Consider the following 23,863-nt stretch of genomic DNA (forward strand, 5'->3'; position numbering starts at 1 on the left):
GGTAAGATAACGCCCTCTGCAAAAAAGGTTACGTTATCTTACCTCAACAAAATTTGTACCAGAATAACCATCGTCCACATACGTTTTTGCTATGTGCCATCCCTGCTTTTTCACATAATCCGTGAGGATGGATTTCTGTGTCGCAATGCTCGCACTCTCGTTATCCGTACCATCGTCTTTAGATAAGCGGCAATAAATGCCGACTAAATAGATTTTCTTTTCTTCTTTGATTCCTGCCATACTGTAAAACCTCCGTATCTGTCCTATCTGATTCCACCGTGAGGACATCCGCTCATGGTAGGCGGTCTGCCACTCGGATAATGATTTCTGGTTGCCTAAGATAGCTTTCGCTGACAGCTTATTGTCTGGCGTAATCGGCACAAAGCAGAGGTGCATATGGGGCGTTCTCTCGTCCATATGGACGACAGCGGAGAGGATATTCTGCTTTCCAACACGCTCCGAAATGAAGTCAAGAGCCGTCTGGAAATACGCTTTTTGTTCTTCGGGCGGTAACTGGTTCATAAATTCTGGTGAAGCTGTGATGAGCGTTTCCACCATCATCACGCTGTCTTTCCTTGTCCTGCACCCCGCTTCGGCTACCATGCGGTTAATCTCTTTCTTGTAGGTGTACTTTGGTGGTGCTATGAGATGGTAATTGTTTTTAGAGCGTTCCATATCTATATCTGGGTTGCTTTTGTAGGCTTCTTTCTTCCGCTCGTTGTGGCGTTCACAAGCCGCAACGCCGCCCGCTTTTCGTTTCTGGAAACGCAGGATTGCATAAGGCATAGGCGGATTCCTCCTTTCTTTCGGCGGGTGACCGTCCTTTGGGGTGACAGCGGTGACGGTGGTGACAGCAGTTTTGGGATACCCCCTGCCGACTGCCGCAACTGTCACCCTCACCCCCTGCATGACGGTCATGTCGATGATGACGGTGTTTTTGGGATACCCCCCTCGCAAGAGCCGTCACCGTCATGCCGCCATTCTTTTATCCGAAGCCGTAAGGCGTAGGATAGCAGGGCACAGCCCTGCCTTAAGGGAGTCCAGAGGGAACGTCTGGCACACGACTTTGCAGGGCAAAGTGTAGTGTGTTACACCCTGTAAACGCAGTCGGAAAAATCGGAATGATTTTTCTGACCGCAGGGGTGGTTTTACACGACCGAAAAGGGCGAGTAAATCTCACGCCTGCATTTTGCGTTTACGGGGTGTTCTCCCGTAGGGATGACAGCGGCAGGGTATCCTAAAATCACTGTCACCACCGTCACTGCTGTCACCCGCAGGGCAGAGCCGCCAGCTTTACATGGCTTTAAGCGTCAATGACAGTAACAGGGGGGTATCCTAATATCGCTGTCACCACCATCACCGCTGTCACCCGCCCTCCTTGCAAGGGCAATCCGCCTGCCGTCTTTCCTGCGGCTGTACTGGTAGCAGATACGGTTCTCGCTTAAAAATGTGGTGCGGTATTCATTCAGCCATTTCGTAATCACCGTGGGTATGGTTTCCGTTTCCCCCATAGCGGCTAACAGTTCCGTTGCCGTGCCTATCCATTCTTCCTTATCCCTCATAAAATCCACCAACCGAAAAAGGACATCTGGTATCGTTTCTTTCGCAAGCTGCTCCTGCGTTTTCCGCTCCACAAGCTCCCAACGGCAATCACGGAAACGCAGCGTGTATTCCTGATAAGGCGTGTCCCTGCCCGTCACATACAGCTTGGCGGTGTCAGACGCACGTTTCTCCTTTTCCAGAACAAAGGTAGCGTCCGCACTCCCCGTTAATCCTGTCGTCCCAGACACCTTGTTGAACACGTCGCTGTCATTCTGCTTTCGGATGTGGTGTACGACAATGACCGCCAGAGAGTGCCTGTCGGCAAAGTCTTTGATGAGGGAGATGTCCCCATAGTCGCTTGCATAGGCATTGTCTTTTGAAGCTGTACGGACTTTCTGCAAGGTATCAATGACAATGAGCCTGCTGTCTGGGTAATCTTTCAGATAATCTTCAAGCTGCACGATAAGACCGTCTGACAGCTTGCAGCTTGCCACGGCAAAGTGGAGCCGCCCGCTTGCTTCGTCCGTCAAACGAAATAACCTGTCCTGTATGCGGCAGAACGTGTCCTCAAGGCAGAGGTAAAGCACATCGCCCTCCATTGTCGGCATATCCCATAAAGGGATTCCCTGCGACACGCATAAGCATAGCTTCAGCATGAGCCAGCTTTTGCCTATCTTCTGTGAGCCGCAGAACAGCGATAAGCCTGTCGGGATAAGGCTGTCCACCACAAAGGATGGTTTCTCAAGCGGTTCATAAAGGAGCGTTTCGGCGTTGACTGTCTGTAACTTCTGCATGGCTTTCCTCCTTTCGGGCGGTGTCTTTGTTTTCGTTGCACATAGGCGTTGACCTCCTTAAAAATAGATTTACTCCCACGGAAAAAAGTGAGAGTATGTAATGCCGCCAATCCCACACAAATAAAAAACAGATTTCTTTTTCGGGCGGTGTCGGTCACGGTTGGAGATATTTCTTCAATTTCCGCCTTTACTTTCTCCTTTGCAATCGCAACAGATTTCTGTATTGCCGAAGCGGTGCAATGCTCCATAGCGGCGATTTGGTAAAAATTGAACTCATACTCGTAGTAGAGCAGGAAACGCCGCCTTTGTATCTCTGGAAGGCTCCCAACCGCCTTATAGAGCGTTTCATTCCGTTCTTCCTCAACCATGCGTTCATCAAGGCTCTTAGGCACACGCAACGCCCGTCTGTAAAGGGTTTCGTCCCATACCTCGTTAAACTCCCTGTGCCGCTCGTCCCATTAGAAAAGATTCCTGTTCCTGCGCTCCATCTGCCGAAACTCCATAAAGAACTGTTCCGACACTTCCAACTCGTGGGATTTGCCCTGCCCGTCCTTAAAGCTGATAAAATACCTTGTGCCGCTTTCCGTGGATTCCTCCCGAAGCGTGTATGCCTTAACCCTGTATGCCATCCTGTTGTCCTCCTGCAAAAAATGAGTGAGGGGATTTCCATCCCTCACCCAGTAGCCCGCAGGATGGCAGGCTGTTTTAGAAGCTATAAAATTTTCCGCAGCTTCTTCCGCAGATGGTCTAACCTCGCATAGATGGCACCAGTCGTCAAATGCACAAGCGGGGCAATCTCCTTTGTGGAATACCCCTGCATTTTCAGCAGGACGATTTTCAAGGTACGCCCGTCCACCGTGACTAATACTTGATAGAGATTTTCGCTCTCAATCTCTTCCAGTAACTCCGCAACCGTACCCACTTCCGCCTGCCGCTCCCTGCCTGCCATGTCCTCAAGATATTCCGCAACGTCATTCGTCCATCGGTAAAACCGCCTGTTGGAATTGAAGTCTGCCCTGTCCGCCATGCGTATCTGCTCAATGGTCGCTTCATCAACGCCGCACTCACGCAGCAGCTTTTCCTCCGCTTCTTTCCAGATACGCCATTTCCTGTCCTCCCGTCCGTGGTTGTATGCCATTCTTACTTCCTCCAATCAGAATTGATTGAGAGGGCAGAGAAAAGCCCCCTCATCTTCCCAAAGGAAAAAACAAGGGGGCTGAACGCCTTAAATTTTAATTTTCTATTATCTTTCTTAGTTTTATTAGGATTCTGGCTTTGCGTTTGTTTACAACGCTCTGGGTTATGCCCAACCTCGCCCCGACTTCACGCTCGGAAAGTCCGTCAAAAAAGATTGCCTGTATCAGCTCCTGTTCACTATCCGACAGCAAAGGCAGGGCGGCTTTCAGCCTGTCCACCATGACCGCATTGACAACGGTTTCTGCAATGTCCACCGCTTCATCAGTGATAAAGTCCAGAGGATTCCCCTCGCTGTCCGTAAATCCGTCGAGAGATAGCAGTCTATTCTTTGTATCTAATTTTTGCAGATAACGCCACCGTTCCTTGTCACGGTAGAAGTCTGTGTATTGCTCCCTCACGACTTCAAGCAGACAGCCTTGAATGGGGATAAACAGCTTGTCCATATAGGTCTGGTCGGATTCCCTGCAACGGCAGAACTCCGTGTAGGATAATTCCACATAGCCGCCACTTTCTCTGATATATACCTTTCTTGGTGCATATTTCACCATAAATACCTCCCATCTGAATTTTTGAAATGTAAAAAATCCAGATGGAGAGGCGGAGAACGACACCGCATATCAGAAACAGCCCTACGGCACTTTCCAACAAAAATCGACAAAAGAAAAACCGCAAAGGCTCTGTGACCTTTACGGTTATAGGAAATAGTAATTCTATTGTATGGAGATTGTACTTCTACTTTCAAGGTGAGAAGTACCGTTGCACTGGCAGAAATTTTTTTAACTGGTTTCCTGCCGTTCTCTGATATGCTATGTATTGATAAATTTTGCTTCGTATGAGCAGATAGATAACTGCCCGAAAAAAGGACATAAAAAAATCCCTCCAAATTTAAAAACAAATTCAGAGGGTAATTTAGGGTATAACAAAATAACCCACCCGAATATCGTTTTTTTTATTTGGTGAGTTTGTTCTTTCAAATACGAAACAAAAAGAGCCGATGATTCGTGAATTGTTCCACAATTTCATCGGCTCTGCGTCTTAAGCGTCTGGCTCTTTGATGACAGTTATCTTCAAGTTGTCAACTTTAATCAATCTTTCTTGTCTGCATTTTGGACAATAAAGGGGATAATTCTCCAAAACAGTGTCCTTCCTAATTTTATTACGGGTTTTGCTCCCACAAACAGGACACAATATCCATTCGCATTTCATCATAATTAGTCTCTAATCCTTTCAAATCTCATTTTATATGACTTTTGCAAGCTGTTAAGCTAACTTGTGGAACATATGCCGAACCTTATCTATACGGCTATTCGGGCGGCGGGGTTGGCAAATAAATTTACCAATAGCTGGCTGGTATCCTTTTAACTCTGTCAAGCAGACTCCCTGCCCATTTGTGAAATAAGTTAAATCGTTCCTGTATTCTTGAATACATCTAGCAGGGATTTCTCCTTTCAGAATGACCTCGTCATTCTTTATCTGAGTACTTACAATATCTGCACAATACCTTGGAGCATCATGATACGCCCGTGAGAGATATTCCTGCGGTGCATAAATTTCAAAGTGGAGATATGGCTCTAATAGTTCTGTCCCTGCTTTTTTTAAAGCCTGCTCCAATACGATAGGGGAAAGCAGCCGAAAGTCTGCGGGGGTACTTACAGGACTATAATACAATCCATATTCAAAACAGATTTTACAGTCTGTCACTTTCCATCCATACAGCCCCTGCTCGCAGCCATAAAGAACCCCCTCCATAACCGCATTTTGGAACGATTGATTTAAATATCCAAGTGAAACTCTGCTTTCATACTGCACTCCGCTTCCAATAGGGAGCGGCTCTATGGACAACCCGACAGAAGCCCAGAAAGGATTTGGCGGGACTTCTATGTGGATGGTATATTCTGCTTTTCTAAGCGGTCTTTCCATATATATAACAGTAGGCTCTTTTATTTCTGCCTCCACATGATATTTTTCCTCAAGGATGGCACAAATGACTTCCATCTGCACATTCCCCAAAAAAGAAAGTATAATCTCATGCGTTGTAGTATCCACATAATATTTTAAAAGAGGGTCGCCATCTGAAATTTCTGTAAGTGCCCCAAGCAATATTTCCCGCTGTTCAGATTTCTTTACTGCAATCGTTGTTTGGAGCATAGGGAGAGGATTTTCAATAAATTTTCTCTGCGGCAACAGTATTTCGTTCCCCAAAATACTGTTTAGCTGCAAAACATCATTTGGTAAAATTACAATATCACCAGAGCAGGCTGTATCGGATGAATATAATTCACCGTTTGTCGGAACACACATCTCTGTGATTTTTATTTTCTCTTTTTCAGATATTCTAATAACATCCCTCAAATGCAATGTTCCGCTATATATACGCACATAAACAAAACGCCGCCTTTTCTCTGAATATTCAATCTTAAAAACCTGCCCGCATAGTTCAGATTGACCTTCAGGCGTTGATGAATAAAATTTACTGGCAATTACTTCTATAAGCTGCCGAATCCCCAGATTGTTTTTAGCGCTTCCGTGATAAACGGGAAATAACGTTCCGTTTTGGAATCTCCTGTTTTCTTCCTGTTCCAGTTCTGACATTTTAAACGGTTTCCCTGACATATATTTCTCTAATAGTTCATCGTTTCCCATAATTACCGCATCCCACTGTTCCATATCGTCATTGTCCGTTACATTTATATGGGGATGCTGCCCAACCTTTTGCTTCACTATAATTTCCGAAGAAAGCTTTGCTTTCATTTCCCGATATACCATTGGCAAATCAATCCCCTCTTGGTCAATTTTATTGATGAAAAAAATTGTCGGAATCTTCATTATCTGTAGTGCATGAAACAGTATACGGGTCTGTGCCTGTATGCCATCCTTTGCAGAAACTAATAATACTGCTCCGTCTAATACGGATAAAGAACGGTATACTTCCGCCAAAAAATCCATATGGCCTGGCGTATCTATAATGTTGACTTTTACATCCTCCCACTGAAAAGATGTCACTGCTGTCTGGATAGTGATTCCCCTTTGACGCTCCAAATTCATTGTATCTGTCCTTGTTGTGCCTTCATCTACGCTCCCTAGTTCTGCAATTGCACCACTGGTATACAATAAACTTTCCGTTAATGTTGTCTTTCCTGCGTCAACGTGAGCCAGAATGCCTAAGTTAATTATTTTCATGTGATTTTCCTCCTATCAACACCCAAAAAAGGGCATAAAAATACCCAGTGATAAATACTCCTATCACTGGGTAAATAACTCCAATAGCCCCAAAACACTTATATGTTTTCGGGCATATAAAATTACATGATAAAAGTATTCTTAAACTGGGTACAAAAAACTAAGCCCCATATTAAAAGTGAAACGGGACTGCTACTTTTTGTTCCCACTATCAAATTGACAGTTTATTTAAGAATACCTTGCCGCATATTTATTAACTCCTTGTATAATACTGAATCTAATTATATTCCTTAACCCTTTATTTGTCAAGCTGACAAACTAAAGCAGAAAAAGCGGCAGGATTTCCCCCTGCCACTAATCATCTGTTTATGCAAAAATAATTTCCTTTTCCACAATCTCCCTCGCACAAGCCCTTATGTTATTGAGGCATCCTGTCCATTCTAAGGCGTTTTCTGCCTTTAGCTGTTCCGTTATGCCCTGTGCCTGTTTCATACCCTCTATGAGCCTTTCAAAGCGTTCCTGTGCCTGTCTGTTGATGTCGGCAAGGTAGGCGTTTAGCCTGCCGCTTGTAAGAAGATTGGTGTATGTAACTTTACGGTACTGTTTTAGATAATCTAAATGCCGTTGCCCCCAGATGCCTATTGCCTGTTCTTCTTCGGCGGGTACAGTTAAGCACGGTATCAAATAATCCCCTTGCCTTTCGTATTTGCCGCCCAGTTCCTCAAATAATGATTTTGCCATTGTCTGTTACCTCCACATTCTTTTTTATTTTGAATGTCCGCAAAATCCGTCCTACATCTGCCGGTCGCCATGGTACATCCAGATGATGCGCTGCAATGAGTTTATTCTGTACATTCATGCCGGCACCCATCTTTGATGTGCTGCCCATAAGAAACCTTACTTTTCCCTGACGAACCTTCGCAAATAGTTCCTCTTTTGCCGCCTCTGTGTTATAGTCATGGATAAAGGCAATTTCCTTTTCCTCTACACCTTTTTCCATAAGTGCTTTCTGCAGTTCTTCGTAAACAGTAAAGCTGCCGTCCTTTTTCGGCGTGGACATATCACAGAAAATGATCTGCGCAGAACATTGGTCCATGGTATTTCTGTATATTTCCACACATTTTTCAGCGCAGGCGTCTATTTTCGTCTGCCCTAGCGGGTGTTCTTTTGCTCCGGTAAGGATTCTTTCATCAAGAGCCAGTTTTCGTCCATCTGTCGTAATCTTAAGCATATTGTCTTCTCTCGGATCGATATTGCCATTGCGAATTTCATCTGCTCTGTTTCCGATTTCCCTTAATATCTGCAGCTGTGTGCCTGTCGGCTTGACAACAATAACCTCCTGCATTGCTTCCGGCACATCGAGATCGAGCATATCCGCCGTCTGTATATCAGCAACATTTTTGAACATACTCATCAGCTCTGGCAAATTGAAAAATCTGGCAAATTGGGTTTTTTTGTGATATTTCGTTCCCTCCGGCGCCAGCACCCAGTTTGTTGTAATTTCGCCGAAAGTGGAAGCCCATGAATCAAAAGTAATCAGCCCCTGCTTTTTCAGCTCATCATACTGTAGGTATTTCTGCATCGTATAAAGCTCTGCCAAAGAATTGGATACCGGTGTTCCTGTTGCAAAGGTAATCCCTTTTCCCTGGGCTATTTCATCAAGATACCGGCACTTTGCAAACATATCGTAGGACTTATTTGCTCCGGTTGTAGAAATACCCGATACATTGCTCATTTTGGTATGGAAAGCAAGATTTTTGTAGTTATGCGCCTCGTCAACGCACAGAAAATCCACCCCTAGTTCTTCAAAGGTTATGACATTATCCTTTCTGCTGCCCTCGTTAAGCTGCTCCAGTTTCTTTTTCAGCTTCTTCTCCATAGACTGCAGCTGTTTAACAGTAAAGGTTTCATTTCTCTCTGCTTTTAAGGCAATGAGTTCCTTTTGCACATCATCAAGCTGTGATTCGATAAATGCCTTCTGCCTTGGCTTAGAAAGCGGAATCATCTCAAACTGGCTGTGTCCGATGATAATCGCATCATAATCACCTGTAGCAATCCTGCTGCAGAATTTCTTCCGATTGGCTGGCTGAAAATCCTTTTTTGTGACCGCAAGCAGCTTTGCAGTTGGATACAGCTGCATGAATTCCTTTGCCCACTGTCCTGTTAAGTGATTTGGCACTACTAACATCGCTTTGCTGCATAAACCTAATCGCTTTTTCTCCATAACAGCAGCTGCCATCTCATAAGTTTTCCCTGCGCCAACACAGTGCGCAAGCAATGTGTTTCCACCATAAAGCTGTCTTGCCACAGCATTTTTCTGATGCGGTCTTAGCGTAATCTGCGTATTCATGCCAGGAAAACTTAAATACTGTCCATCGAATTCTCTTGTGACAATAGAATTAAAGCGATGGTTATATATTTTCTCTAATCTTTCTCTGCGTTCTAGGTCTTCCCATATCCAGCTCTTGAATTTCTCCTTAATCAAATCCTGCTTTTCGCAGGCAAGTGCTGTTTCTTTCAGGTTAGGAACTTGTCTGACTTTACCATCTGCATCGGTTACAGTGTCGCTGATGCTGACAGATCTCAAATTCAAGCTGTCATTGATAATGCGGTAAGCATTGGCTCTGCTGGTTCCATAAGTGGTATCTGCTAAAACATTACACCGGTCAGCACTCTTATTTCGGATGTACCATATCCCTGTAATTTCGTTATATGATACACCAATGTCCGTCCTTGCATAAGCATTCGTTTCCAAAAGTTCAAACATAAACTGCTCGTAAATATCTGCCGGCACCCACACGCTGCCAAGTCTGACATCAATTTCTGCCGCTGACAGCCATGCAGGCATGACTTCTTCCAGAGCCTTTATATTTGCATGAAATTCAGGGTTCTTTTCCACAAGCAGTTTTGCTTCGGTTAATTTTTGTCTGACATTGCCAGAAAGATATTCATCTGCAGGAATATATACTTTGCTCTCCGGATCTGCTGCATCGGGAAGCCGGAAAATATGTCCCTGCAGCTCGCTGATAAGGCTTTCTTTGCTGCTGCCTTTCAGCTGCGCCATAAAGGACAAATCAACTCTTCCCCTTTCAGAAAGAGATATAGCAAGGGCTTCTAAAGCCGTATCCACAGAAGTAACCACTTCTGCATTTCTTACGGTTCTCTTCGTGAAAATATCAGCCTTGGAAACCAGATTTCCGTCATCATCTATGTTTTCCAGAGAGCAGATAAGCGGGTATCCTGAATCATCACGAAAGGCAAGTTCATTTGCTCTTGCGTTGATTAAGCCATGCTTTTCTGTAAACGCATCGTAGGAAGAGGTTAATTCTGACTGCAAAGATTTCACTTCTTCATCTTCTGCGCCAGCAAGCTGTCTATCAATCAGTTCTCGCAGTATATCCCTGATTTCTATCATGCCCTTTGCTCGCTCGATAGCAGTAGAATTCAGGTCTGCCGGATACATCTTGGCATTTTCTCTATAGTACAGCCTGCCGTCTATCAGGGAATATCCATAATTGGGCAGATTTACATCTGCAGGAAGTATCTCTGCCGTGTCCTCCACATCATCAAAAAAGGTAACTTCTGTAATGCTTCCCTGCACTCTGCGTACAGCTTCATCAAGCCTTGCTTCAAGCTCTTCGCCTTTTTCCAGATGACAGGTGGTTTCACTGCCAAACCGCCCAGAGATTTCTTTCATTTCCCCAATGACCATCTGCGGATTTTCTACAAAGTAACGGTTATATACAAGACCGTTTTTATCTTCCGCAAGCTGCAGCCAGTCAGTGTTTTCATCAACGATTACCGGCGCTTCCCTTTTCTGCAGAATTAAAATGTCACTGGTAACTTCCGTTCCTGCATTTTCCTTAAAGGCAGTGTTTGGCAGCCGGATTGCACCAAGCAGCTTCGCTCTTTCAGCGATGTATTCCCGTACACTGCTGTTTTTCTTGTCCATGGTGCCTTTGCTTGTAATAAAGCAAATCACGCCGCCAGCTCGCACCTGGTCGATGGTTTTTGCAAAAAAATAATCGTGAATTAAAAATCCACGATGGTTATATTTTTTATCATTGATGCCGTAATCACCAAAAGGGACATTGCCGATTGCCGCATCGAAGAAATTATCTCGATAGGCAGTTTCTTCAAAACCACTGTTTGTAATCTCTGCATTCGGATACAGCTTTCTTGCAATCCTTGCAGAGATACTGTCAAGTTCAACCCCATAAAGTCTGCTATCCTTTCGGAACTTTTGCGGAAGCATACCGAAGAAATTGCCTATGCCCATTGCAGGCTCTAAAACATTGCCGCCGCAAAATCCCAGGTTATCCAGAATATCATACATTTTCTCAATAACAAGCGGCTGCGTGTAATGTGCATTTAGCACGCTGCCCATCGCTGATTTATATTCTTCTTCGGTCAGCAGCGCTTTTAATTCCTGATACCTGCTGTGTCTTTCATCGAAATAATCGCTAAGACCGCCCCAGCCTACATAGCCAGATAAAATTTCCTGTTCTTCCTTTGTCGCGGCTCTATCTTCTGTTTCCAGCTGTTTCAAAAGGCTGACTGCTGCAAGATTAGCCTTAAATTTCTCTGCATTTGTGCCTTTTCCAAGATTATAGTCTGTAATGGAAAAATCGGCTGTATCAGCGACTTTTTCTTCTGACGGAGCAATGATACCAGTTCCCCTTGTTTCCTCGGTTTCTGCTGTAATCTGGCGTTCATTTTCTTCGGAAATCATGCGAAAAACAGTATCTATCGTTTCAGCACGGAAAATTGGAAACCCTCTGCTTTCCTGAAAGGTAATATCCTGGAGAGAAACCTTGTTTCCATCTATACTGTCGATGCGATATGTCCGTTCATCATGTGTAAAAACTTTGCCGACTTCAATTTTATTTTCTGTCTGTACTTCTTCAGCCTCCGGCGCAGCAAAAGCCATATCTCTCTCACGCAGGTTTCGCAGCCGCTCGGTAGCAGCTTCCATAAGGTGTACAAATTCATCTGCTTCTTCGTCAGCTAAAATATATCCCTTTTCGTGGTCTATCGCTTCTACATACTGCTGCAGATCTTCGTCTGCAAGCTCAAGTATTCTGTCAATCGGCGGCTTTTCTTCACTGCCTAAATCATATCGGTCTGAAAACAGAACGGTTTCTTTTCCGCCGGCGATTTCTTTTAATATGAAAAAGACTTTGTCATATCCCAGCATCTTTGCATTTATGCAATACTTGTTCAGATGGTCCCCCAAATAGTCAAAATATCCAAGAGGATACAGACGATTCTGTTCATACGCAGGGTTTTCACTAAACTCAATTTCAACATACAGTCCATCAGGAATTGAAAAAGCAGACGGTTCTTCTCCTGCCTCTGCTTCCATTTCTGCTTTGAAAAGGTAATTTTCCTCCTCTATCATCGCTGTGATTCGTTCTGCAGCATCTTTCCAGCTGCAGAAAAATGAATCATCTGGATAATTTGTAAAAGTGATACCCTTTGCATTATAATCTTCCATATAGTCAAGTCCCGAAAAGACTGGCGTCCGTCCGCCAATTCCGTATTTCTTTTTCAGAAACTCAATTTTTTCCTGCGTGGTATGCCGATTTTTGAAAAAGGTATATATTTCTTTTCTGTAACTGCTATGCCTTAAGGTCCGATCGATGAGGCTTTGCCCGAAGGTTACCTGCTCGGGATTCTTTTCCAAGAAACTGAGCTGCGCATCTGTTCCTGGCAAAACTCCCGTTTCTGTGTCTAATGTGAGCTGCCAAAAGCTTTCGATGTACTCGCTAATCTTATCCCATGAAAAAAGAGTTTCTGATTCCCTGTTTAGATAACTGCCTTTCCACAAAAGCATACCTTGCAAAAATGCCTTGTAGCCATATCGCTCTTCTTCAAACAAAATCTCTGTATACGCATCATCTACAATGTCTTTTACAAACTCATTCTGCTCGTCCTTGTCATAATGCGATCCGAAGAACTGGTAAATTTCGGATTCCCCTATCTTTGCATTTGCAACCGCTTCTTTTATTAAAGCTTCCGTAGCATTTTGCTCATAAAATCGCGGAGTATCAGACGATGGTATATATTCAGTTAGATTTCTATCAGTTCTCTGATTACGGTCTGCTCTGCTTCCATTTGAATCAGGCGCATTTCCTGCGCCCATTCCATCGGTTTCTGCTGTTTCATTTCTTCGGTCAGATTCATCTTCGCTTTCTTCTTCTGCATCAGTGTGGTCAGCATCGCTTCGCTGTCCCTGTCTATGTCCAGAAGATGCTGCTTCAGTGTTCCCTCTATGTTCATCAGGCTGTACTTCGCCGGTTTCTCCTCGTACAGAAATCTCTCCCGCAGTTTCCCGAATTTCCCGATTTCTCCCTCCGGCTGGCTGTAATCCTCCTCGAAGTCCGGCAGAAAAATCTTGCCCGCTTTCCTGTATGTGATTTCCATCTTCGCTGCTCCTTTCCATCTCTTTGGATTTATTGTATTCTAAAGTGCGTTTCTGTGTCAGATAAGCCTTTACCTGTTTTTCCATACCCTCAAGAACATCGTCCCCTGCAGCTTGTATGATGTTTCCGATTTCCAGAAACATATCAAAGCGTTTTAACACCGTCGTCTGTAAATCCGCAAACGCAAAATCTTCTTCTGAAAAGCCGGCCACATCAAGACCGCACCTGTTTAATGCCATATATGCCGCAGATTTTCTGACTATCATATATAGCTTATCAAGGTCAGCAGATAACTGCGGTGTACAAAGTTCCGGATTATTTTCAATGATCTGGTCCACAAAAGGAAAATACATTTCACTTGCGGTCGCATACGCAGCCTCTGTAATTCGTTCTCCTATGGACTGTTCTTTTTCGGATAGATTATATGTATCTCTAAGATAGTCTGAAAGCTGCGGTACATATTCCGGCGGCAAAGACCAGATCTGTACTCTCTGCATTGGATTTCTTCTATTTTCGGTATCCGCTGCGTCAAAAACATAGATATATTCGCTAAATTTATCATGTTCCAGTAACCTGATTCCTTTTTTCCCTTTTGAAACTTTTCGTCCCATGCGATTCCACTGCTCCATAGAGGTGCAGGCAGTAGCATCTGGTTTCTGCAAATAGATTGCCAGCTGATTAGCAAATCTGTATTTATATGTATAGCTTGCCGACTGCAGAAAAGAGGTCCAAGATTGCTTTCCTTTCATCACATCGTCCGCATACTGTTTTGTTATTGCGCTAAGCTTTTCATGTTTAATTGCCAATGTTTCATCCTCCCTCCCTGCTGCCGTTTATTCTAATTCAAATCCTGCAACTTTCATTTTCTGCAGCTTTGCATTTTTAGGAATCCCGATTTTGTTTTCTTTACAAATTTCGTTTATTTCTGCTCTTCCGATGGTAATTTCCTTATCCCAGTTTTCATCGAAGAACTGAGCCTTGCACAGCATTTTATATAATTCCCGTTCCATCATAATCAGTGAAAACCGTTTAGGGTCCTTTACTGGATTTAAGCTGCCGGCTTCTTCTGGGAATTTGTCCTGGATATAAAAGCGTGTATTATATGCCGCTTCCGGATCGTTTTGAATCCATTTTCGACATTCTTCTATACTGGCTCTCATTCCGCCCTGCTCGATTTCTTTCTCCATGATTGTACTCGGTAAAAGCCTTGTCTTAATCGCAAGAGGATTTTCAAAATCATAGCTTGCAATCCAGCCTTGCAGATATTCCTTTACATATTCTTTCTTCGAGTTATGATGAAATACCGGTTCAGCTTCACTATAATTTTCCACCTTGTCTTTTGATACCTCAAACGCTTTTGTGCTGCGGCTCTTGTAGATATGTTCATCAATTTCCCCTGCGTGAAGTTCTAAATAGTCTGCAGCCTTTTCCGCATCTTTCATGGCTTTTATCAAAACCTCCGGTTTCTGCTTGATACCGGAAATCCAGCTTTCCACATACTGCTTATGGTTTTCAAAATGTTCATCTGACATTTCAGTCGGCAGATGCAGACTCATAAAGCAGCTGGAAAGTTCGGCAACCAGCTCTTCATACGCATAATATTCGCTTCCGAAGCCGCCGCCTAAATAGCGGTTCAGCCTGCTTGCGTGTCCGGTGGCATGAGAAAGCTCATGCAATGCCGTTGCGTTATATGCGTAATCATCATGAAAGTATTCCTTTTTAGGAAGATGTATTTTATCTTCTGTAATACGGTAAAAAGCTGAATTGCCGCCGTCATGGGCAATCTCTACTCCCATGCTTTTAGAGATTTTATCCAGAATATCTGCAGGGTTAATATCCTTTTCTTCCGGCTTTTCAAGCTCCGGTATTCCTTCAATTTGACTGCCGTTAAATACATAAAAGTATTTGGCGTATATTGTTAAATTTTCCTTATCTTCTCTTTCATAATACTCGTTCCATGTGAGTGTCTTTTTCTGATCTTTATCATACGGATTCCAGCGCTCAATGACAGACGCCTTTTCGCCTTTGCGAATATGCCAGCCCTTTTCTTTTGCCTGCTTAAAAGTACACCATCTTGGGTCCTCTGTCTGAAGAACCCTTTGCATATAACTAAGCCACAGGCGATTGATTCCCCGATAGACTGTGCCATTAACAGGGTTTCTTGGGCTTTCACTAAATGCAGTCCACTGCTGTTTCCATTCTTTTGGAGTTTCATCAAGCGACTTGATAAACGCTTCTGCAATTTTCTCTCTGTACTCTTTTGTATTTATCATCTTATCCACCAGTCATCTTCTATATGTTCATCGGGACATAAGTCTTCCTGCGCTGCTTCTGCATCGCTGATTGTTTCTGTGTCCACAAAAATAGTAATCATATTTTCCATGAGATTTTCTCCTTAAAATAAACAGATTTTTTGAAAATGCACCCGGCTTTTTCCTACCGGGTGCGCTTTGATTAAAACTGAAATGCTCCGGAAATTTCTTGTGCAAGCACAGTCGCCCCAAGTACAATTCCGCAGCCGATTACGACCCACACAATGTTTGCTTTTGCAAACTCCTTGGCTTTTTGTGATGGCACTACAAACATTACGCCAATCCCAATTAAGCAGATTGCAACCAGCATATATACAAGCGGCTGCCATTTGGTTACCAGGTTGTACAAAGATGTCATAAATTGATTCATAATTTTTTCCTCTCTTTCTTTCGTAAAATGAAAAGAAGCAGAATTCCTAAAAAGAATCTGCTTCTTCAAAATCATTTGTCATTTCTATTCAAATTTCATATTAAGCCGCCGATTTTTCTGCTTCTTTATCTCTCTTTTTTCTGATAATCAGCAGAATAACAGCAATCAAGCCTGCCACTACAATCACCGCTGCGCCGGCAATCAGCACGATCTGCAGCAGCGATAATCCAACTCTTTCGTAATCTACCGTCAGCATTACCTTATATTCGGTATCTTTCACACCGTTGGTATAGGTAGCTTCTGCATCGTAAGTAGCCAGCTGCGGACTGGTCGCTGTGACGGTTTCTGTGTAATATGCCGTCCAGTCTGCTGTCTGCTGCAGACCGGAAAACTCTGCATATCGCACAGTTTGTCCATTCTCTTTTTTGTAATCGCTGGTCCATTTGCCGTCAGTGATTTTATAACGGCTCGGATCATAGCCGAGCTGCTTCAGCAGCACTTTCTCATAGCCGTCAAAGACCGGCGACTGCGGGTTGTTTGGAATTTTTGTATTGCCCAGCATATAATAGGCAACATCTTCGTCACCTGTGAATTTTGCCGTCACTGTAAACGGCTTGCTGTAGCTGCTGCCGGTTTTTTCAACCCGCTGCAGCTGACCTGTCACTGTGATGGTGCTGCCGTCTGGCAGCGTGGCAGTAATATCTTTTGTAGCAGGCGCATCAGGCTTTGTATTGGTTCCGCTATAGGTTGCGGTACCTGTAGCTGCATTACGCCGATGCTCTGTCCACGCTACATCATCAAGTGTCAGCTTTTCTCCCGATTTGGTAACAGACTTTTTTACTTTCTTTTCAGTCAGATTTGTATAAGACTTTTTTACTTTAACCGGCTTCTGCTCACTGATCAGCTTTGCCGTTACCCTGACCGCCTTATACTTCCTGCCGTCATCTTCGCTCTTAAACTCCGGAAGAAGCTGTTCCAGCTCGCCTTGCCCCAAATCAGAGAGCGTAACATCTGCATAATCATGCTTTGAGTTAATCGTGTACACCTTTGTTGTCATACTCCCTGCATACACATTTGATGTAAGCGCAAGTATCAACAAAAAGCATAACGCAATTACTCGCTTTTTCTTCATATACTTTCACCTCCAATAAAAAAAGACAGTCTTAAAACTGCCCTTAAAAAACACACTCTCTGGTCCTGTTATTCTTTCTTTTCCATAGCCTCTGCCCTATTTTTCTTCCGCTTATACGCAATCAAAACGGAGATTGCAACAATCGACAGCAGCAAAGCTATAACATACGGCAAGAAAGCAGTCGTATCGCCGGTCTGTGGTCCGTTGGAAGTAACGGTCACATTTCCGTCATCGCCACCGCCAGGATTGTCCGGTGTATCAATATCAACGATGCCGGTCTTCAGCTTGTTCTTTACTGTCACCTTAATGGTTTTGCCGTTATCCGAATCCGTAATAACGAATTTGTGCAGCGTATCATCAAGAATGTATCCTTTTGGCGCTGCAATCTCTCGGTAATAGTAAACGCCTGGCAGCAGGTTTTTAAGCTGCAGCTTTCCGTTTTCGGCTGTTTCTGCAGTATAAATCACATTTTTATTTCCATCAAAGATTTCAAACTTAGCGCCGGCAAGCGCCTTTCCAGTATCCTTATCAACTTTTAATAGCTCAAAATTTCCTTTAATACGGCTGTTGTCCATCGTTACTTTAGCCAGCACTTTTCCGTCTTTCACTTCAACTTGATAATAGCCGTTATCAATTGCATATCCATCTGGAGCCTTAATTTCGTGATAGAAATATACGGCATAACCTAAATTGGACACCGTCATCTTACCGTCTTCTCCGGTAACGCCGGTGTAAATCAGCTTATCTTTCACCCATTTACCGTTGCTCTGCTTTGCGGACCAGATTTCAAATTCAGCGCCTGGCAGGGTTTCACCAGTTTCCATGTCCACTTTGGTAATTTCGATAGCGCCTTTTGGACTTCCGGGTTCTGTTGGTGTTCCCGGTTCTTCCGGCAGTCTGTCGTTTTTCACTTGATTGATAGTGATATTAAGTACCCCTGCGTCGGTGTTGTTTCTTGCATAAGTCTTAGCAGTAGTGTTCTTTAAGTTGATACCTTTCGGCAACTCGGTCTTACCGTCTACGGTTAAAGTTGATTCTGTGTCGAGGTTCTTGTCCACAGCTCCGGCAGCGGTCATGTAGAAGTTTCCTGCTTTGTCAAGCTGCACGGTATAACTTACACCATCGTCAAAGTTAATCACTGCACTTGCTTCCTCGATTTTCACATCAAAGACAAGGTTGCCGTCCTTGTCGGTCTTCTGGATTTCCTGGTCCGGATTATCAGGGTTTTCAATCATTACCGGTGTTCTTACGATTCTTTTTAAGAGAACCGGTTTGTCAAGGTCTGCAGCATCTACAGGCTTGCCGTCTACAGTAATGCTGTTTACGGTACCTACGAATGTCATTTCTGCGCTGCCATATTCGTAGTCTACAGAGGCTTTCACAGCAGATGTGCTTTCCGGTGATGTTAAGACAAGCTGCTTGTTGGCAGGCTGAACGGTTGTAAAGCCGCCCTCGCCGCTTTCGGTATTCTTTGGCGCAGCATACTTGTAGACTGCTTCAGACAGCCAGTTGGTCTTTGTAACTTTCGGCTGATACTGAATAACAGTCTTAGTTCCTTCTACCGTTTTAGTAAGGTTTGTTTCACTGCCAAGCTCCAGTTTTGATGGCGCAGCTCCGTCAAAGGCTGCTGTGTATGCAGTCTTCTCTGCAGCAATCTGCAAAGCAGCTCCGTTTGCAAATGTAACAGTGCTGCTCTGCCCCGCTGTTACCACAATCTTTGTTCTGGTTCTGCCGTCCAGCTTCTCCACAGTTACATTTCCCTTTGCCTCAGATTTCAGCAAATCGTATTCGGTATCATCTACACTAAGATTGTTCATCGGCTTGCTGTACTTGCTTTCAATATCCACGACAGTATTACCGTTTCCGTCCTGTGTAACATAACCGTTCACGCCAATATCCTTGTATGCAAAATCAATCTGGTCTGCAGATAAGACATCAACAGCATCAAAGTAATATTTGGTGCCGTTCAATTTGTATCCGCTTGGCGCAGATATTTCTTTCACATAGTATCTTCCCTGCGGCAGCTTCGCTACTGTAGTGCCGTTTCCATCGCCCATCACAGTAACGGTGCCTACCAGAGTATCTGCTTCAATCTTCTTTTTATCAATCTTCTTCTCGGTTTTGGTTACTGCCTCGATTTCATCAGCAGTAAATATGCCAAAGACTGCGCCACCGCCCGGCTGGTATTCGCCGGTTTCATATCCTGTTTCAAGCAGCTTCTGCAGGTCGATTTTAACTGCTACAGCCTCATTGTCCAGCGTTGCCTCGTCCCAAACAAGCGGCGTATACTGGTCTTTATAGGTCAGGTTGAATTCTCTCCACTGCCCGTTGTTTACATGACCGTTTCCAGACTTTACTTCCTGGATATAATACTTACCCAGCGGTAAATTTGGTGTTGTCGCAATCCCGTTCTCGTCTGTGGTAATGGTTGCAACAGGGCTGCCGATCGGGTGCATCATCGTCCCCTCTGTAGATACAAACATCAGCTTGCCGGCGTCTTTACCCTCGTCCACACAATTTACAGGGCGCAGAACGGTCGAATCCGGATAAGTAACCTTAAATCCCTTTTCCTCGTCCTCATTATCGCTGACAATGGTAATTTCGTAAGCAACCTCGTCCTTGTTATCCGGACTGACTTCAAGGCGCTGCACTTTCACAAAATTACTGTCGTCAAATACTCTCTCAAACTTACTGTTATCCGGTGTCAAGTCTTTACACCATTCAATCAGTTCGGTTTCCTCGGTATTGGTATACTCGATAAGCGGAAAGATTTTTTCGGTTGAAGTCGTATCTTCCGGCTTGCTGTCTTCGCCAAACAGATACAGCTGACTTTGTTTCACCAAAATACTTGTAATGGTTTGACCACCCTGATAAATCATAGAGGTTTTGATACCGCTGTTAGTCTTAAAGTATACAGGTGCCAAATCTTTCGGCTCTGCCTTAAAGGTCGTGATATTGTCCTTTGTTTCATATTCATAGGCTGCAGAGTGTGTAATCTGCGGTTTTGTACCCCACGGATCTGTTACAACTGTCTGCGCCGTCTGCGCTTTGTTATCTGCAAGGGCATCTACAATTAAACCGTCCCAGGAAAATACAAAGCCGTCTGCACAGTCAAAGTGCTGCGCAGCTGTGAAATTGTATTCCTGATGGTAGGATTTATAGAAACTGCCGTCTGCATCGCAGCTGATCCAGCGACCTTTTCCATCTTCCACAGCCCATACCATATAGAGTTCGCCTTTATCTGCATCTGTTTTGCTTACCTGGAACATTCCCTCTTTAGCGGTTCTGGTAAAGCCTTCTGGCAGGTCTTTTGGTGTATTGACATCTTCGAACTTGCCATTTTCGTCAGATTCTACCCATTTCTTTGTGCCGTTGTCATTGACATACACCTGATACCTGGTTTCTGTAATCGGATTTCCGGTATTCTCATCTTCTTTCGGATTTCCATCTTCATCAAGCACCGGTTCTTCTTTGGTTGCCAGATACTTGTCTGCCTTTTTTACTAAGGTCCATTCGTTCGGCGCCTGCGGGTCGGTGTCCTCATCTAGCGGCACTACAATGGTCATAGGCTCCAAAATCTTAGCCGTAATATCGTCTGTACCGTATTCATCGACAGTGTCCTGATTCAGCTTTATCATGTTTTTGTTCAGAAGAATCAAGTCCATAATGTCAACTTCTTCTCCGCCTGTTAAAAGCTTCGGCGTAGTGTAGTCAATCTTTGCTACATAATCATCGGCGGTCATATCTTTCTTCACATGAATATCCGTATAGTTCATGCCGCCTTTCGTGTAATTCATGGAATAATCCACTTGATATGTGGTTGTAATGCCTGTTTCGGCATCTTTTACCGTATATTCAGTAGAATAAGTCGCTCCTTTATCTGATTTTGCGATGTACTCGGTTTTGCACTCGTTATCATCGCCAATATCCAGACCTATCCAGCGCAGGATTTTTTCTCCGGTATCTAAGAGTTTCTGCCAGAAGCTCTTAGCACCGTCTTTATCTGCATGGTCACGAGTAACTTCTTCTAAAGCGATTTCCTTGTCCGTTTTAGAATCAAAAGCTTTGATTCTCTGCACACCGTCCACCTGCAGCACATCTTCTGCAGCATAGACATTAAAAGTGGCATCTTTTAATCTGGTCTTATCCCAGACTGCTGCGTATCCGCTGTTGCCGTTAAACTTAGTCTGCAGCCAACCTGCCAGGCTCTCGCCGTTTTTGGTGATTTCGATTTTCCCTTTCGCAGGGTTATTCAGCATCGGAACGGTCAGATAGTATGTCACATAGTCCTTGCCGTCCTGATGCGGCGTCTGCTCTGTAACCGAAAACTTATATTTATTAAAAATGACCTTGCCGTTTGCGGTAAAATCGGTTACTTTCTTTCCGGCAGAATCATAGATTACGACAGCATCGTCAAAGTCTTTTGGCATATCCGCATTGCTGCCCTCGCCTTTTTCATCATACTCTCCTACAAAGTATCCCTCCGGTACCGTCACTTCTTCCAGCTGGTAAATTCCGTATTCCAGCATATATGGCAGCACAATCTGTCCGTCTGCATTGCATTTGAAGATATAGTTGTTCTTTCCTGCTGCATCGCCGTCTGTATAGCTGCTGCCGTTTGGCAGGTACTTGCCATAGTTTGGTGCTGCAGTCGGGTCCGGCAGATCTGGATTTCCCAGATACTTGATGCGGAAAGCCGCATTTTCGTTCAGGCGAACGGTTTTACCGGTTTCAGAGTTGGTCTTGACAATCTGTACCTTATTTTTCTTCGGCACATTGTCGGTATCTGTCGAAATAAGCTCGCCGTCATAGGTTACAGAGATTTCATGGGATTCTAACACATAGCCGTTAGAATCTGCGGAAATTTCTTTCACCAGATAATTGCCGTATGGCAGGTCGATTACACGAATCTGTCCGAACTTGCTGACAGTCAGCGGATTATTTTCGTCTGCCGGAGTACCGCTGTTATCTCTCACAACCCGGTAGCAGTTTGCGTAGTCATCATATCCAGCCTCGCCCGGTTTGACTGGTACAACCCTGATATATGGGTGGTCTTCATATCCGCCTGACAGCAGCTCGATGGTCCACTTGGAGTTGGTGGAGTATTCCAGCTTGCCGCTGCCGTTATCCGGCGTAAACGGGTCAAGGTCCGTCTTAGTCTTGACAATCTGCAGCTTGCCTCTAAAGTTGTCATTGACATAGGCTTTATCGCCTTTATCATCAATCATCGGCTGCGGATTGTCCGGGTCAATATCTGCCTCATTAGTCAGCGTTCCATTTTCGTATGTTATATTGTAGTCCATCGGACCATCATCTCTGCAGTGGGCATAGTAGGTAATGGTTCCATGGTCACGAGTACCGCCTTTTTCGTCCGGAAATCTGCCGTCCGGCACACCGCTTTCTTCGGTGCTGACCGTCTTGCTGCCACGCCAGTAGTAGTCTGTGTAGAGCAGCGCCCCGCTGTCCGGATCGTAGGTCGGCACTTCCTCTTTGTCGAGTTCCGAAACATCGTCCCATGGCATAAAGTAAAACGGCGCATCACTGCAGCCGTTGACATCTAATGTCATGGATTCCACTACTTCCCCGCCAACAATCAAGTCGATGGTTGCATCCAGCGGCGCATCGCCCATGCCGGTATGAGAAGTTCCACTGCTTTGGTCAAACCCAGGATTCTTGTCGAACTTTTCTACATCTAATTCAAAAGATGGCAGTTTCGGCTCGCCCGGTTCGCCTGGTTCTGGTATATCAGTATCAGCCGTTAATTTGAAATACAGCTCCACAGGGTCATCGCCGCCGGTGGCTACTGTCTGCAGATGGTTGGAATCTGCAACAGGACTGGACTGATTGGTTGTAAATACCAGCAGATCTTTCTTGACCTTTGCAGCCTCTACCACCTTGTTTGCCTTAATCGGCTTGATGATAGTGTTCGGGTCAGCATTGCAGGTGATGGTATACTCGTTGCCGTTACGCTTGATTTTCACATTCTTATTGGTGGACTTAATATCCTGATTCAGCTTATTGGTATCCTTTACTACTGCTTTCCAAGTTCCATCGGGCTGAGCAATCATCGGGATAGTCTGTCTTTTCGTAATCTTATTTGTTCTATCTGCAGTAAAGCTTAATGGTTTCTTATACTTTTTCATCTGGCTTAGCATCCAGTCATAGATTTTTCCTGCCGGTCTGCCTTTTACCGTATCCTTAAACCAGTTGGCGTTCATGGCATACTTTCCGGTGCGGCTTTTCAGTCCGCTGTCAACGGAAGTTCGAAGCCCCTGCTGAAACTCCCAGATGATATTCTGGGTCGCCCAGTACCAGTCGTCCAGATTACAGCCTGCAACCGGCACATCTTTTTGAGTGTGTCCAGGCTGTTTCCCAAAGAGAAGCGCAAGGCGCATACCCTCTAAAGTCTTATCGCTGTATGGCTGCATCCAGCGAAGCTTCATTAAATCGCTCTGTTCATCAGCGCTGTAGCCGGTAGCACCAGCATTCATCCATGCGCCATGCTCTAGACAGTATGCCTGATAGCTGCCTTTGCTTGTCTTGGCTACAATGGTCTTTTTCGCAGATGTCGCTCTCGCTAGACGGTAAACAAAGCCATCTCCGGCTTTGTTAGAGAATTTCGCCCAGTAATATCCGCCGCCTTTGTTATTTGGATAATATGGTTTTCCGTCAGAGCCTTTTAGAGTTGCGCCGTCATACACTGACGCTTTGGTGGCTGCATAAGCTGTCATGGACTGGAGCGGCATATATGCAAGAAGTATTGCAAATGCCAGAAGCAGCACCGCACCCTTACGCAGCCATGAATATGTTTTTTGCTTTCCCATAAGTTCCTCCTTCATTATTTTTTTATCTATGTAAAAACGGCTGCAGCAAAATGCCGGAGCCGTTGAATTTTTTTTGCACAAAAAAAG

At 44.5% G+C, this 23,863-nt stretch carries 12 protein-coding genes and 4 pseudogenes; all 16 read right to left on the reverse strand.

Annotation, left to right across the window (positions count from 1 at the left end):
* Positions 1-48: 48 nt before the first annotated feature.
* Positions 49-240 (reverse strand): annotated as a pseudogene (locus D1151_RS03495) (recombinase family protein); the annotation flags it as partial.
* Between the two features lie 24 nt (positions 241-264).
* Positions 265-786, reverse strand: a pseudogene (gene mobV / locus D1151_RS03500) (MobV family relaxase); the annotation flags it as partial.
* Between the two features lie 524 nt (positions 787-1,310).
* Complete coding sequence (locus D1151_RS03505; RefSeq protein ID WP_001170964.1) at positions 1,311-2,336, reverse strand: AAA family ATPase; 1,026 nt, start codon at positions 2,334-2,336, stop codon at positions 1,311-1,313.
* A gap of 154 nt (positions 2,337-2,490) precedes the next feature.
* Positions 2,491-2,965, reverse strand: a pseudogene (locus D1151_RS03510) (RNA polymerase sigma factor).
* An 83-nt stretch (positions 2,966-3,048) separates the two neighbouring features.
* The gene (locus D1151_RS03515; protein ID WP_000323895.1) at positions 3,049-3,474 is read right to left on the reverse strand and encodes a sigma-70 family RNA polymerase sigma factor; all 426 of its coding nucleotides are present in this window, start codon (positions 3,472-3,474) and stop codon (positions 3,049-3,051) included.
* 94 nt (positions 3,475-3,568) lie between these two features.
* Positions 3,569-4,078, reverse strand: a complete 510-nt coding sequence (locus D1151_RS03520) for a sigma-70 family RNA polymerase sigma factor (RefSeq protein ID WP_105116765.1) — start codon at positions 4,076-4,078, stop codon at positions 3,569-3,571.
* Positions 4,079-4,568: 490 nt separating this feature from the next.
* Positions 4,569-4,742 carry a cysteine-rich KTR domain-containing protein gene (locus D1151_RS03535; protein WP_002779755.1) on the reverse strand — a complete coding sequence of 58 codons (174 nt, stop codon included), beginning with the start codon at positions 4,740-4,742 and terminating at the stop codon, positions 4,569-4,571.
* A gap of 51 nt (positions 4,743-4,793) precedes the next feature.
* Positions 4,794-6,713, reverse strand: coding sequence for a tetracycline resistance ribosomal protection protein Tet(O) (gene tet(O), locus D1151_RS03540; protein WP_000691758.1), 1,920 nt, complete (start codon positions 6,711-6,713; stop codon positions 4,794-4,796).
* Positions 6,714-7,079: 366 nt separating this feature from the next.
* Positions 7,080-7,454: a TnpV protein gene (locus D1151_RS03545; RefSeq protein WP_001129922.1), complete on the reverse strand. Its 375-nt coding sequence runs from the start codon at positions 7,452-7,454 to the stop codon at positions 7,080-7,082.
* Positions 7,435-12,858 (reverse strand): SNF2-related protein, encoded by a 5,424-nt coding sequence (locus D1151_RS03550; RefSeq protein ID WP_161907952.1) that lies wholly within the window; start codon positions 12,856-12,858, stop codon positions 7,435-7,437. The genes D1151_RS03545 and D1151_RS03550 overlap by 20 nt, the downstream gene beginning before the upstream one ends.
* Entirely contained in the window at positions 12,786-13,139 is a 354-nt protein-coding gene (locus D1151_RS17295) for a TnpV protein (RefSeq protein WP_161907953.1), read from the reverse strand. The genes D1151_RS03550 and D1151_RS17295 overlap by 73 nt, the downstream gene beginning before the upstream one ends.
* Positions 13,140-13,701: 562 nt before the next feature.
* Positions 13,702-13,887, reverse strand: a pseudogene (locus D1151_RS17310) (ArdC-like ssDNA-binding domain-containing protein); the annotation flags it as partial.
* Positions 13,888-13,971: 84 nt separating this feature from the next.
* Entirely contained in the window at positions 13,972-15,411 is a 1,440-nt protein-coding gene (locus D1151_RS03560) for an ArdC family protein (protein WP_161907954.1), read from the reverse strand.
* A gap of 181 nt (positions 15,412-15,592) precedes the next feature.
* Positions 15,593-15,820: a hypothetical protein gene (locus tag D1151_RS03565; RefSeq protein WP_161907955.1), complete on the reverse strand. Its 228-nt coding sequence runs from the start codon at positions 15,818-15,820 to the stop codon at positions 15,593-15,595.
* 100 nt (positions 15,821-15,920) lie between these two features.
* A complete protein-coding gene (locus D1151_RS03570; RefSeq protein ID WP_161907956.1) occupies positions 15,921-16,952 on the reverse strand; it encodes a hypothetical protein in 1,032 nt (343 codons plus the stop codon).
* A gap of 68 nt (positions 16,953-17,020) precedes the next feature.
* Entirely contained in the window at positions 17,021-23,776 is a 6,756-nt protein-coding gene (locus D1151_RS03575) for a SpaA isopeptide-forming pilin-related protein (RefSeq protein ID WP_161907957.1), read from the reverse strand.
* Positions 23,777-23,863: the final 87 nt, after the last annotated feature.

It is taken from the genome of Emergencia sp. 1XD21-10, from assembly GCF_009936045.1.
GTDB classification, from domain to species: Bacteria; Bacillota; Clostridia; order Peptostreptococcales; family Anaerovoracaceae; genus Senimuribacter; species Senimuribacter intestinalis.

What these genes read in the sequence shown, in the direction of transcription:
- D1151_RS17295 (WP_161907953.1), bottom strand. Translation starts at nt 13,139, where the DNA reads ATGGAAATCACATACAGGAAAGCGGGCAAGATTTTTCTGCCGGACTTC.
- D1151_RS03570 (WP_161907956.1), bottom strand. Translation starts at nt 16,952, where the DNA reads ATGAAGAAAAAGCGAGTAATTGCGTTATGCTTTTTGTTGATACTTGCG.
- D1151_RS03550 (WP_161907952.1), bottom strand. Translation starts at nt 12,858, where the DNA reads ATGGGCGCAGGAAATGCGCCTGATTCAAATGGAAGCAGAGCAGACCGT.
- D1151_RS03515 (WP_000323895.1), bottom strand. Translation starts at nt 3,474, where the DNA reads ATGGCATACAACCACGGACGGGAGGACAGGAAATGGCGTATCTGGAAA.
- D1151_RS03575 (WP_161907957.1), bottom strand. Translation starts at nt 23,776, where the DNA reads ATGGGAAAGCAAAAAACATATTCATGGCTGCGTAAGGGTGCGGTGCTG.
- D1151_RS03560 (WP_161907954.1), bottom strand. Translation starts at nt 15,411, where the DNA reads ATGATAAATACAAAAGAGTACAGAGAGAAAATTGCAGAAGCGTTTATC.
- D1151_RS03565 (WP_161907955.1), bottom strand. Translation starts at nt 15,820, where the DNA reads ATGAATCAATTTATGACATCTTTGTACAACCTGGTAACCAAATGGCAG.
- D1151_RS03545 (WP_001129922.1), bottom strand. Translation starts at nt 7,454, where the DNA reads ATGGCAAAATCATTATTTGAGGAACTGGGCGGCAAATACGAAAGGCAA.
- D1151_RS03535 (WP_002779755.1), bottom strand. Translation starts at nt 4,742, where the DNA reads ATGATGAAATGCGAATGGATATTGTGTCCTGTTTGTGGGAGCAAAACC.
- D1151_RS03505 (WP_001170964.1), bottom strand. Translation starts at nt 2,336, where the DNA reads ATGCAGAAGTTACAGACAGTCAACGCCGAAACGCTCCTTTATGAACCG.